Source organism: Flavobacterium sp. (assembly GCF_965284515.1).
In the GTDB taxonomy this organism is placed as follows: Bacteria; Bacteroidota; Bacteroidia; order Flavobacteriales; family Flavobacteriaceae; genus Flavobacterium.
In genome coordinates this window covers 348,920-361,236 of record NZ_OZ260089.1, presented here as the reverse complement: position 1 = coordinate 361,236, position 12,317 = coordinate 348,920, and the positions used below count along the sequence as shown (strand labels likewise).

Annotated in this window: 10 protein-coding genes and 1 riboswitch; of the genes, 9 read left to right on the top strand and 1 reads right to left on the bottom strand. The window is 31.2% G+C overall.

Annotation, left to right across the window (positions count from 1 at the left end):
• Window positions 1–129 precede the first annotated feature (129 nt).
• Window positions 130–242: riboswitch (SAM riboswitch) on the top strand.
• A gap of 48 nt (window positions 243–290) precedes the next feature.
• The 4 genes from ACQ65T_RS01765 to ACQ65T_RS01750 all read left to right on the top strand — a co-directional run bounded on the left by ACQ65T_RS01765 (window position 291) and on the right by ACQ65T_RS01750 (window position 5,823).
• The gene (locus ACQ65T_RS01765) at window positions 291–1,280 is read left to right on the top strand and encodes a homocysteine S-methyltransferase family protein (RefSeq protein ID WP_430399390.1); all 990 of its coding nucleotides are present in this window, start codon (window positions 291–293) and stop codon (window positions 1,278–1,280) included.
• A gap of 120 nt (window positions 1,281–1,400) precedes the next feature.
• On the top strand, window positions 1,401–4,103 hold the full coding sequence (metH, locus tag ACQ65T_RS01760) for a methionine synthase (RefSeq protein ID WP_430399389.1): 2,703 nt from the start codon (window positions 1,401–1,403) through the stop codon (window positions 4,101–4,103).
• A gap of 75 nt (window positions 4,104–4,178) precedes the next feature.
• Complete coding sequence (gene metF / locus ACQ65T_RS01755; RefSeq protein ID WP_430399388.1) at window positions 4,179–5,135, top strand: methylenetetrahydrofolate reductase [NAD(P)H]; 957 nt, start codon at window positions 4,179–4,181, stop codon at window positions 5,133–5,135.
• A gap of 295 nt (window positions 5,136–5,430) precedes the next feature.
• Entirely contained in the window at window positions 5,431–5,823 is a 393-nt protein-coding gene (locus ACQ65T_RS01750) for a tetratricopeptide repeat protein (RefSeq protein WP_430399387.1), read from the top strand.
• A gap of 51 nt (window positions 5,824–5,874) precedes the next feature.
• On the opposite strand, the gene gldA is transcribed toward ACQ65T_RS01750, so the two are convergent.
• The gene (gene gldA / locus ACQ65T_RS01745; RefSeq protein ID WP_430399386.1) at window positions 5,875–6,774 is read right to left on the bottom strand and encodes a gliding motility-associated ABC transporter ATP-binding subunit GldA; all 900 of its coding nucleotides are present in this window, start codon (window positions 6,772–6,774) and stop codon (window positions 5,875–5,877) included.
• A gap of 236 nt (window positions 6,775–7,010) precedes the next feature.
• Between gldA and ACQ65T_RS01740 the strand changes: the two genes are divergently transcribed.
• From ACQ65T_RS01740 to ACQ65T_RS01720, 5 genes are read left to right on the top strand one after another with little or no spacing between them, the layout of a single operon-like run.
• Window positions 7,011–7,835: a prephenate dehydratase gene (locus tag ACQ65T_RS01740; RefSeq protein WP_430399385.1), complete on the top strand. Its 825-nt coding sequence runs from the start codon at window positions 7,011–7,013 to the stop codon at window positions 7,833–7,835.
• 35 nt (window positions 7,836–7,870) lie between these two features.
• The gene (locus ACQ65T_RS01735) at window positions 7,871–8,953 is read left to right on the top strand and encodes a chorismate mutase (RefSeq protein ID WP_430399384.1); all 1,083 of its coding nucleotides are present in this window, start codon (window positions 7,871–7,873) and stop codon (window positions 8,951–8,953) included.
• 14 nt (window positions 8,954–8,967) lie between these two features.
• On the top strand, window positions 8,968–9,951 hold the full coding sequence (gene rsgA, locus ACQ65T_RS01730) for a ribosome small subunit-dependent GTPase A (protein ID WP_430399383.1): 984 nt from the start codon (window positions 8,968–8,970) through the stop codon (window positions 9,949–9,951).
• A gap of 2 nt (window positions 9,952–9,953) precedes the next feature.
• Entirely contained in the window at window positions 9,954–10,406 is a 453-nt protein-coding gene (dtd, locus tag ACQ65T_RS01725; RefSeq protein WP_430399382.1) for a D-aminoacyl-tRNA deacylase, read from the top strand.
• A complete protein-coding gene (locus ACQ65T_RS01720; RefSeq protein WP_430399381.1) occupies window positions 10,403–12,316 on the top strand; it encodes a DUF3857 domain-containing protein in 1,914 nt (637 codons plus the stop codon). Before dtd ends, ACQ65T_RS01720 begins: the two co-directional genes overlap by 4 nt.
• Window position 12,317 lies beyond the last annotated feature (1 nt).

The window sequence follows — 12,317 nt, the reverse complement described above, 5'->3', positions numbered from 1 at the left end:
AAAAAAAATCTTAAATACATATATAATGTAGATTTTAAATCTAAATAAGAATAAAAACAATTATTATTTAGAAAATATTTCTAAATGTAATTTTAATTAGTAATTTTGCCCTGTTCATAAACATAATGATTGTTATCACGAAAGCTGGAGAGATTAGACTCAATGAAAGCTTGGCAACCTCTTATTCCTTATAATGAGAAAGGTGCTACATTCTATTCCGAATTGTCGGAAAAAGATAACTCAACGAAATTCTTTCCAGTTTCTTGATGACAATTTATAAGTAATACAATATGTCAAAAATTCAAGAAGCTATAAAAGAAAGAATCCTTGTCCTAGATGGAGCAATGGGAACGATGTTACAACGCAATAATTTTTCAGAAGAAGATTTTCGCAGTTCACGTTTCAAAGACTTTCCATATCCTTTAAAGGGAAATAACGATTTACTTTCCATAACGCAACCCGAAGCTGTAAAGCATGTCCACCGCTTGTATTTTGAAGCAGGTGCTGATATTGTGGAAACCAATACGTTTTCTGGAACAACTATCGGAATGGCTGATTATCATTTAGAAGATTTGGTTTACGAATTAAACTATCAATCTGCAAAAATAGCTCGTGAAGTTGCTGATGAATTTACAGATAAACCTCGTTTTGTTGCGGGTTCAATTGGGCCAACAAATAGAACTGCATCCATGTCGCCAGATGTTAATGATCCAGGTTTTCGTGCGGTTACTTTTGATGATTTACGAATCGCTTATAAACATCAAGTTGAGGCTTTAATTGATGGTGGTTGCGATGTTTTATTAGTAGAAACAATTTTCGACACCTTAAATGCAAAAGCAGCTTTGTTTGCTATAGAGGAAGTCAAAGAAGAAAGAAATATCGATATTCCAGTAATGGTTTCAGGGACAATTACAGATGCTTCTGGAAGAACTTTATCGGGTCAAACAGTTGAAGCTTTTTTGATTTCCATTTCGCACATCCCATTGTTAAGTATCGGATTTAATTGTGCTTTAGGTGCAGATCAATTAAAGCCTTATTTGAAAAGGTTGTCCCAAAATACCAATCTAAATGTTTCAGCACATCCAAATGCTGGTTTGCCAAATGCTTTTGGGGAATACGATCAAACACCCATAGAAATGCAGACTTTAATTCGAGAATATTTACAAGATAATTTGGTAAATATTATTGGAGGCTGTTGCGGTACAACTCCAGAACATATCAAACGAATTGCCGAAGTCGCAGATAAATTTAAACCTAGAGGAATAACCATTGAAGTCTGATAACAATGAAAAATAAAATAGTAGAAACAAAAAAAGGATTACAAAATAAATGGCAAAATTTTAGAACAGATTTCAAATTGTTTTGTAAAGAGGTTAACAAGCATTACAAGAGAATAAACGATGAGTTATAAAACCAATAAATACCTTCAATTATCAGGATTAGAACCTTTGATTGTAACTCCAGAAACCAATTTTTTAAATGTTGGTGAGCGTACTAATGTAACAGGTTCACGTAAATTTCTTCGATTAATTAAAGAAGAAAAGTATGATGAAGCACTAGATGTTGCTAGAACCCAAGTAGAAGGTGGAGCGCAAATCATCGATATAAATATGGATGAAGGAATGTTAGACGGAGTTTATGCGATGACAAAGTTCCTAAATCTAATTGCAGCTGAACCGGATATTGCTCGTGTTCCTATTATGATAGATAGCTCAAAATGGGAAATTATTGAAGCTGGATTGAAAGTAGTGCAAGGAAAAAGTGTGGTGAATTCAATTTCTTTAAAAGAAGGAGAAGCTGCTTTTATTCATCATGCTAAATTAATCAAACGATACGGAGCTGCTGTAATTGTAATGGCTTTTGACGAAAATGGCCAGGCCGATACTTACGAAAGACGTATTGAAATTTGCAAAAGAAGTTACGATATTTTGGTAAACGAAGTTGACTTTCCGGCGGAAGATATCATTTTTGATCCCAATATATTCCCAGTGGCAACCGGAATGGAGGAACATAAACTCAATGCCTTAGATTTCTTTAGAGCAACCAAATGGATTCGCGAAAATCTTCCGTATGTAAATATTTCGGGAGGAGTTAGTAATGTGTCTTTTTCTTTCCGTGGAAACGATAAAGTGCGTGAGGCGATACATTCTGCATTTTTATACCATGCCATCCAAAATGGAATGACGATGGGGATTGTGAATCCAGAAATGTTAGAGGTTTACGATGAAATTGATTCTATTTTATTAGAACATGTTGAAGATGTTTTATTAAATAGAAGAGAAGATGCCACAGAACGTTTGCTGGATTTAGCCGAAAGCTTCAAAGGTGATGTGAAATCAAATGAAAAAGTTATTGCTGACTCGAGCGAAGCGAACAGTCGTAAGCAATGGCGGAACAGCTCTGTTCAAGAAAGATTAACCCATTCCTTGGTAAAAGGTATTGATGAATTTATTGAAATTGATATCGAAGAAGCACGTCAGTTGGCCAAAAAACCAATTGAAGTTATTGAAATCAATTTGATGGCTGGAATGAATGTGGTGGGAGATTTGTTTGGTTCTGGGAAAATGTTCTTACCACAAGTAGTAAAATCAGCGCGTGTAATGAAAAAAGCGGTAGCTTATTTACTTCCTTATATTGAAGCATCAAAAGATGGTTCCACTTCTTCAAGTGCTGGAAAAGTATTGTTGGCAACTGTAAAAGGTGATGTTCACGATATTGGAAAAAACATAGTTTCAGTAGTTTTAGCTTGTAATAATTTTGAAATTATCGATTTAGGCGTAATGGTTCCGCCTGAAAAAATCATTGAAACTGCAGTTAAAGAAAAGGTAGATATTATTGGTTTGAGTGGTTTGATTACGCCTTCGTTGGATGAAATGGTGTATTTGGCTAAAGAGATGGATAAATTAAATATTAAAATTCCAATTATGATTGGTGGAGCAACAACTTCTCGAGCTCATACTGCTGTAAAAATTGCTCCTGAATATAAGCAAACAGTAGTTCATGTTAATGATGCTTCACGTGCAGTTACTGTTGCAAGCAATTTATTACAACCCAATACTAAAGTTACCTATGCAAAATCACTTCGTGAAGAATATGGCACACTTCGTGAAGGTTATTTAAATAGAAGTCGGGAAAAAAATTTCTTGTCGATTGATGAAGTGCGTAAAAATAAATTCAAAATCGATTGGAATAATTACAAACCTGTGAAACCAAATTTTATTGGAACCAAAACCATTGAAGTCGAACTTTCGGAATTAGTAGATTTCATTGATTGGACACCGTTTTTCCTATCTTGGGAATTATATGGAAAGTTTCCGGCGATTTTAACCGATGAAATTGTAGGCGAACAAGCAACAAATTTGTTTGAGGATGCACAAAAAATGCTATCTCAAATTGTTTCCGAAAAGTGGTTTTCCGCCAAAGGAATTTTGGGAATTTTTCCAGCTAATACTATCAATGATGATGATGTTGAAGTTGTCGCTTCAAACGAAGTTGAAAAATTTTTAACGCTTCGTCAGCAATCACAAAAAACAGTTGGTGCTCCAAATATTGCTTTAGCGGATTTTATTGCTCCGAAAGATTTAGGAATTCAAGATTATATTGGATGTTTCTGTGTGTCAACTGGTTTTGGTGTAGATGAAAAAGCATCCGAATTTGAAAAAAAATTAGACGATTACAATTCTATTTTAGTTAAAGCTTTAGGCGACAGATTAGCCGAAGCCTTTGCAGAATTTTTGCACTTAAAAGTTCGTAAGGAAATTTGGGGTTATGCTTCTGATGAGGTTTTTTCAAATGAGGATTTAATCAAAGAACAATACAAAGGAATTCGTCCCGCTCCAGGTTATCCTGCTTGTCCCGACCATTTAGAAAAACAAACCATTTGGAAATTATTAAATGTAGAACAAGGAATAGGGGTAAAGCTAACCGAAAGTATGGCAATGTGGCCAGCAGCTTCGGTTTCGGGATATTATTTTGCAAATCCAGAAAGTAAATATTTTGGTTTAGGAAAAATTAAAAAGGACCAATTAGAAGATTACGCAAAAAGAAGAAATATTAGCATTGAATTAGCCAAAAAATGGCTTTCACCCAATTTAGCAGATTAATTTAAGGTATTGGGTAAAAGGTATTAGGCAAAAGGTTGCCTATTGTCCAACACCCAACACCTAAAACCTAAAAACATGAAAGTAACAGAACATATACAAAATGCCAACGGAAAAACATTATTCTCCTTTGAGATTTTACCGCCTTTAAAAGGACAAAATATTCAGTCTATTTTTGATAGTATCGATCCATTAATAGAATTTAATCCACCATTCATAGACGTTACATACCATAGAGAAGAATATGAATATAAGGAAAGAGAAAACGGGTTGCTACAAAAGAAAATTGTAAAAAAGCGTCCTGGAACGGTTGGAATTTGTGCTGGTATTCAAAACAGATATAATGTTGATGCTATTCCTCATATATTATGTGGCGGTTTTACCAAAGAAGATACTGAGAATTTATTAATTGATTTAGATTTTTTAGGAATTGATAATGTAGTTGCACTTCGTGGTGATGCTGTTAAAAGTGAAACGTATTTTAAACCTGAAAAAGAGGGTCATGCCTATGCTTCGGAATTGGTAACACAAATAAGTAATTTGAATAAAGGAATTTATTTAGATGAAGATTTGCAAAATTCCACCAAAACCGATTTTTGCATTGGTGTGGCAGGTTATCCAGAAAAACACATGGAAGCACCCAGTTTAGATAGTGATATACATTTTGTGAAGCAAAAAATAAAAAACGGAGCAGATTATATCATTACACAAATGTTTTTCGATAATCAGAAATTTTTTGATTTTGTAGCAAAATGCAGAACAGAAGGAATTACGGTTCCTATTATCCCTGGCTTGAAGCCTTTAGCTACGGTGAAACAATTAAATTTAATCCCTCATCGATTTAAGGTCGATTTGCCTGACGAATTAATTAAAGAAGTGGTTAGGGCTAAAAACAACGAATCTGTTTCTCAAATAGGAGTAGAATGGTGTATCCAACAAAGTAAAGAGTTAGTTGCGGCTGGAATTCCTGTTTTACATTACTATTCAATGGGAAAAGCAACAAACATTAGAACAATTGCAGAAGAAATTTTTTAAGTTGTATAATTGCGTCAGAAATATATTTCAAAAGTAATAGTTTTAGTGGTTTTTATGTGAAATGATATTTTTTATTAAAAAAAATGATTTTTGCTAATAAGTCAGTATTTTGGAAAAACGAACAGTTGTGTTGAGTATAATTTTATTAATAGGGTGTTTTTGTTTAATATAATTCAACAAAAATGTTAAAATGATATTTCAAAAGTTTTAAAAATTGATTTTCGTTGATTATTTTATTTTTTATTTATTAAAAAAAGTGGTAAGTTTATAATGTTAAACCATTAAAGAAAATGCCATGAAAAAAATTATCCTAACTCTAGTATTTTTATTCGTTGCGCAATTTAATTATGCAAGTGAAAATGATTCGTTACTTCTTGAACAAGCAAGAACAGCTAGTATTGAGAAGAATTATGATTTAGCCATTAAGGGATATGAAAAATATATAAAATCACCTAATGCAAAAGACTTAAAAAATGTATATCTTGAAATTGCTAACTGCTATTACAATAATAATGATAAAGACAGAGCAGTTAAATATGTAAAGGAGGCAATAACGAAGCACGGTTTAACAGAAGATGCATTTATTTATAGCCAAGTTATTGATCCGGCACTTTCAAAATATGCTTTATCGGTTATTTATTATGATTTAGATAAGATGCAAAAACAATATATTGCAACTTTAGACTAAAAAAAGTAAAAACTGATGAGATAAATCCATTATATAATTTGTATAATGGATTTATTTTTTTGCAGTCATTTCTCTAAATACAGTTTCAACGTTTTTATCTTTAGAACTTAATTGTAATGTTTTTAATCCGTTTTCTTGAGCAAAATCAAAAACTACTGAACGCATATCTTCGTTACTTGTAAAAGTAAGTTCCCATATCATGTCGTGAGTGTTTTTGTAAGAAGTTAGGTTTGGTAACTTTGAAATAAACTGTTCTTCAATTTTTAAATCAAATTCTACTATAATTGTTTGTTCTGTACTTTCAGATATCTGATTTAGTTTTTTATCGGTTACGATTTTTCCATTATTAATAATGATGATTCTATCACAAATAGCTTCAACTTCTTGCATGATGTGTGTAGAAAGAAAAACAGTTTTGTTTTTACCAATATTTTTAATCAATTCTCTTATTTCAACTAATTGATTTGGATCTAAACCAGTTGTAGGTTCATCTAAAATTAGAACTTCAGGGTCATGTAAAAGTGCACAAGCAAGTCCAACTCTTTGACGATATCCTTTAGATAATTCTCCAATTTTTTTATTGCTTTCTGGAGTTAAGCCAGTTAAAGTAATTACTTCTTCAATTCTCGATTTAGGTGTTTTATAAACATCAGCGTTAAAAGCTAAGTATTCTCTTATGTATAAATCTAAATATAAAGGATTGTGTTCAGGTAAATAACCAACGGCTTTTTGAACGGCTTTTGGATTTTCAACAACATCATTGTTATTTACTAATGCATTTCCTTTATCGGCAGAAATATATGTCGTTAAAATCTTCATTAAAGTAGACTTTCCTGCACCATTTGGACCTAAAAAGCCAACAATTTCTCCTTTAGAAATAGAAAAACTTACATTGTCTAATGCTTTTTGTTCTCCGTAATTCTTAGAAACATTTATAACTTCTATCGACATATTTGTAAAATTAAGTAACAAAAGTAATTAAAAAAGAAAAAACTTAGTACATTTGCCTAATCAATAAACAAAAAAAGATTTTGAATACTTCTAAATTTTATAACAATTCATTTTATTTCTTCTGGAAAGGAGAGAGGGATTGTTATGGTGTTAATTGATTGAAAAATCGTATTTAATATAAAACTATACAATCCCGATGCAAATCGGGATTTTTTTTTGCTCAAAAATCAAAGAATATGAATTTAAAAATTGCAATACAAGGAATTCAAGGTTCGTTCCATCATCAGGTTGCACATCAATATTTTGATGAAAGTATACAACTGCATGAATGTTCTTCTTTTAAAGAAGTTGTAATGAGTTTGAAAAGGAATCAATCAGAAAAAGCCGTTATGGCAATTGAAAATTCTATTGCGGGAGCAATCTTACCTAATTATGCACTAATTGACAAAAATGATTTGCACATAATTGGTGAGTTTTACCTGGATATAGATATGAACTTAATGGTTTACCCTAATCAAAAAATAGAAGATATTACCGAAGTTCATTCGCATCCAATTGCTTTACTGCAATGTGCAGATTTTTTTAATCAGTATCCACATATAAAATTGGTTGAAAGTTCAGATACTGCTATTACAGCAAAACGAATTCAGGAAGGATTAATTAAAAATATTGGTGCATTAGCTAGCCCTGTTGCTGCAAGAACTTATGATTTAGAAATTATTGCAAAAAGCGTACATACTGTTAAAAGTAATAAAACCCGATTTGTAATTCTAAAAAAATCAAATAAAGAAATCCCAAAAGAATTAATCAATAAAGCATCAATAAAATTTGAGTTAGAAGATAATCCAGGCGCATTGGCTACGGTTTTAAACGTGTTGAATAACAGTAAGTTGAATTTGACTAAGATTCAATCTTTGCCTATTATAGAGACGCCTTTTGCCTATGCTTTTTTTGTAGATGTAATTTTTGAAAAACATAAGCATTTTGAAAAAGCTACTAAAATATTACAGCTTATGACCACCCATTTTAAAGTTTTGGGTCAATACCAAAGAGCTAATTAATAAATAAGTTATAATTTTACAATATCAATAGTATTATGGAGAATAATAAACAAATGAGAACATGGTTAGATGATTTTAAATTAGATCATCCATTAGTTATTGCCGGACCATGCAGTGCAGAAACGGAAGAACAAGTTTTAAACATTGCAAATGAATTAAAAAATTCAGATGTTTCGATTTTTAGAGCTGGTATTTGGAAGCCAAGAACAAGACCCGGAGGTTTTGAAGGAGTTGGTGCAATTGGTCTCAGATGGTTGCAAAAGGCTAAAGAAGAAACAGGCTTGTTGATGGCAACTGAGGTTGCTACTGCAGCTCACGTTCAATTAGCATTAGAACATGATATTGATGTGCTTTGGATTGGCGCTCGTACTGCAGCTAATCCGTTTGCGGTTCAAGAAATTGCTGATGCTTTAAAGGATACAGATAAAATCGTTTTGTTGAAAAACCCTGTAAATCCTGATTTGTCTTTATGGATCGGCGGTTTAGAGCGTTTGCATAATGCAAATATTAAAAAATTAGGAGTTATTCATAGAGGTTTTTCTACGTATGAAAAAACAAAATATCGTAATAATCCAGAATGGCAGGTAGCAATTGATTTTCAAAATCGCTTTCCAGATGTACCCTTAATTTGCGATCCTTCTCACATTACAGGTAAACGTGATATGATTCACGAAGTTTGTCAACAAGCTTTAGATTTAAATTACGATGGTTTGATCGTTGAGACGCATACAGATCCAGATAACGCATGGAGTGATGCAGCTCAACAAGTTACTCCAACAAGTTTAAAGCAAATGTTCATTGATTTAAAAGTGCGTAAAGAAACAGACGAAGCCGATGATTATAACATTAAACTTGCCAAGTTTAGAGCCCAAATTGATGTGTATGATGAAAAAATTCTTGAGATTTCAGGAAATAGAATGAAAATTGCAGACGAAATAGGTTTGCTTAAGAAAGAAAAAAATGTTGCCATTTTACAAAATAAAAGATGGAATGAAATCTTAGGTAAAATGATTTTAGAGGGCGAAAGTAAAGGTTTAAGTGAAGAATTTGTATTAAAATTGTTCAAAGCAATTCATCAAGAAAGTATCAATCATCAAGAAAAAATTGTGAATAAATAATATATCTTTGTTGAATGAAAGGAATTGTATATAAATCTACTGGAAGTTGGTATACTGTAAAAGCAGAAAGTGGTACTTTTTACGAATGTAGAATTAAAGGAAAATTTAGATTACAAGGTATTAAAAGTACTAATCCAATTGCTGTTGGAGATGTTGTCGAATTTGAATTAGACACGACTTCTGATGTTGAAAACGGATTGATTCATGCTATAAACGACCGAAAAAATTATATTGTAAGAAAATCGGTAAACCTTTCAAAACAAACACACATTATTGCCTCTAATATAGATTTGGTTTTTTTATTAGTAACTATTAATAATCCGCCTACAACAACAAGTTTTATTGACCGTTTTTTGGTTACTGCCGAAGCTTATGGAATTGAAGCTGTTTTGATTTTTAATAAAATTGACACTTTTACTGAAGATACTTCAGACGAACAATTGTATTTGCAATATATTTATTCTCAAATAGGTTATAAATGTTTACGTGTTTCTGCATTAGAAAACAAAGGAATCGACGAACTTAAAGCTTTAATGACTAATAAAACATCAATGTTTTCTGGTCATTCAGGAGTAGGTAAGTCTACTTTAGTCAATGCTTTAGAACCAGGTTTAAATTTAAAAACCAAACAAATTTCTCAATCCCATTCTCAAGGACAGCATACTACCACTTTTGCAGAAATGTTTGATTTGTCTTTTGGTAACGCTAAAATTATCGATACTCCAGGTATTAGAGGTTTTGGAGTTGTTGATATGGAGAAACAAGAAATAGGTGACTACTTTCCTGAATTTTTTGCCTTAAAAGAGCAGTGTAAATTTAACAATTGTTTGCATAAAGACGAGCCAAAATGTGCCGTTAAAGATGCATTAGAGAAAGACGATATTGCTTGGTCTCGTTACAAAAGCTATACGCAAATTTTAGAAGGAGATGAAGAACATTATCGTGCAGATATTTATGATGCCGATAGAGTTGAAAGCGACAAAACAAGAAAGTCTTAATAATGAGGGTAGTTGTTCAAAGAGTTTTACAATCCTCTGTAGCTATTAATAATGAAATTGTAGCCCAAATTCAAAAAGGATTATTGGTTTTGGTTGGCATTGAAGAAGCTGATTCTAAAGACGATATTGATTGGCTAACTACGAAGATTGTTAACCTGAGAATTTTTGAAGACGAAAACAGTGTGATGAATCTTTCGTTAAAAGATATTAATGGTGAAGTAATAGTTGTTTCTCAATTTACATTACACGCTGCTACAAAAAAAGGAAATCGTCCATCTTACATAAAAGCAGCAAAACCTGATGTTGCAATTCCGTTATATGAAACTTTTGTAATACAAATGGAATTAGAATTAGGTAAAAAAGTACAAACAGGGCAATTTGGAGCAGACATGAAAGTGTCACTCGTAAACGATGGTCCAGTTACAATAATAATTGATTCAAAAAATAAAGAATGATAGAAATAATTAAAAAATATTCCATTTTGAGTTTATTAATATTTATAAATTCAACAATTCTAGCTCAAAGCAAAAACTCTTTTAATATTTCAAAAGATTTGTTACAAAATGCCAATACTGTTGTTAATCTTCAAAGAATAGAAATTAACATAATCTCTCAAAATGAATATAAAGTAAAAACAAAAAAAAATATTACTGTTTTAAATGAATATGGATTAAAAAGTATTGATGCTTTTGAGTATTATAGTGATTCAGATAAAATTATTTACATAAATGCAGTCATTTATAATGTAAATGGAACTGAGATAAAAAAAATAAAGGGAAAAGATTTTAAAGACCAAAGTGTTACAGACGGTTTTTCAATAATAACTGATAATAGGATTAAGTATTTAGACTTCACACCTATTGAATATCCGTTTACAATTGAATACGATAGCGAAGTAAGGAGTTCAAATACTGCATTTGTTCCAAGTTGGATTCCTTTGAATGATTATTTTGAGAGTGTTAAATATTCTGAAATTAAAATAAATTTTCCATCAAGCTTAGGTTTTAAATACAAAGGGATTAATCTTGATAAATATAATGTTGTTAAAGAGGAGACAATTAATAATTTGAGTTTTAGAGTTGAAAATATTGCAGCAGAGAGACCTGAGGACTTTTCTCCTCCAGTATCTGAAACAAGACCTATAATTAAATTTAGTTTAGAAAACTTTAATTTGGAAGGAGTTGCTGGAAATGCTAAATCTTGGTTGGAATTTGGAAAAGTATGGTATGAAAATCTAGTACATGATTCTTCAGGAGTAAGTGAACAGACTCTAAATAAAATTAAAGAATTAACCAAAAACGAGACAAATCCTCTAGATAAAGCTAAAATTATTTATCAATACATACAAAGCAAAACGAGGTATGTAAGTGTTCAATTAGGTATTGGTGGTTGGAAACCTATGAAAACTATTGATACTGATAGATTGGGTTATGGTGATTGTAAGGCTTTGTCAAACTACACTAGGGTTTTGTTGCAAAATGTTGGCGTTTCTTCTTTTTATACTGTTATTTTTGGAGGTAAAAATAAAATAGATTTTGATGAAGATTTTGTTTCTAAACAAGGTAACCATGTTATTCTAACAATTCCTTATGAAAATAAAAATTATTTTTTAGAGTGCACCAGTCAAACAAGTCCATTTGCTTTTGGAGGTGATTTTATTGATGATAGGTTAGCATTAGTTATTAAGCCTTCAGGTGGAGAGATAATTAGAACTAAAAGGTTTAGTTCGGAAGAAAGTTATCAATTAGCAGAAGGAAAGGTTAGTGTTAATGAAAATGGAGATTTAGATTCGAATTTTATTGTCAAATCTGGCGGAATTCAGTATTCAAATAAATCGTTTTTAAGTGATTTTGATCATTTAAAAATTGAAAAATATTACAAAAATTTATATTCTGACCTATCTGGATTTGAACTAAACACCTTTAACTTCATAAACGATAAACAGAAAATTGAGTTTGTCGAACAATTAAATATTAAGGTAAATAATTTTGTAAAAAAAGCAGGTAATTCATTTATTTTACCAATAAATATATTTAACAGAAACACAATTGTTCCTAGTAATTACAAGGACAGAAAGACCCCTCTTAAAATAGAAAGAGGGTACATGGATCAAGATGTTTTTGAAATTGAATTACCTAAAAGTTATTTCCTTGAATTTGTTCCAGAGAACATAAGGATTGATTCTGCTTTTGGTGTATATGAATTGGAAATCTCAAAAATTTCTGACTCTAAGCTTCTCTATAAAAGAAAATTAATAATTTACAATGGTGAGTTTACAGGGGAAGAGTACACTCGGTTTAGAGTGTTTAAAGAACAAATTGTAAAAAATGATAAATCTAAAATAGTAATAACTAAACATAATTAAT

Bases quoted from the DNA above. Each gene is read 5' to 3' on its own strand.
- ACQ65T_RS01720 (WP_430399381.1), top strand. From the start codon at position 10,403: ATGATAGAAATAATTAAAAAATATTCCATTTTGAGTTTATTAATATTT.
- dtd (WP_430399382.1), top strand. From the start codon at position 9,954: ATGAGGGTAGTTGTTCAAAGAGTTTTACAATCCTCTGTAGCTATTAAT.
- gldA (WP_430399386.1), bottom strand. From the start codon at position 6,774: ATGTCGATAGAAGTTATAAATGTTTCTAAGAATTACGGAGAACAAAAA.
- metH (WP_430399389.1), top strand. From the start codon at position 1,401: ATGAGTTATAAAACCAATAAATACCTTCAATTATCAGGATTAGAACCT.
- metF (WP_430399388.1), top strand. From the start codon at position 4,179: ATGAAAGTAACAGAACATATACAAAATGCCAACGGAAAAACATTATTC.
- ACQ65T_RS01735 (WP_430399384.1), top strand. From the start codon at position 7,871: ATGGAGAATAATAAACAAATGAGAACATGGTTAGATGATTTTAAATTA.
- ACQ65T_RS01765 (WP_430399390.1), top strand. From the start codon at position 291: ATGTCAAAAATTCAAGAAGCTATAAAAGAAAGAATCCTTGTCCTAGAT.
- ACQ65T_RS01750 (WP_430399387.1), top strand. From the start codon at position 5,431: ATGAAAAAAATTATCCTAACTCTAGTATTTTTATTCGTTGCGCAATTT.
- ACQ65T_RS01740 (WP_430399385.1), top strand. From the start codon at position 7,011: ATGAATTTAAAAATTGCAATACAAGGAATTCAAGGTTCGTTCCATCAT.
- rsgA (WP_430399383.1), top strand. From the start codon at position 8,968: ATGAAAGGAATTGTATATAAATCTACTGGAAGTTGGTATACTGTAAAA.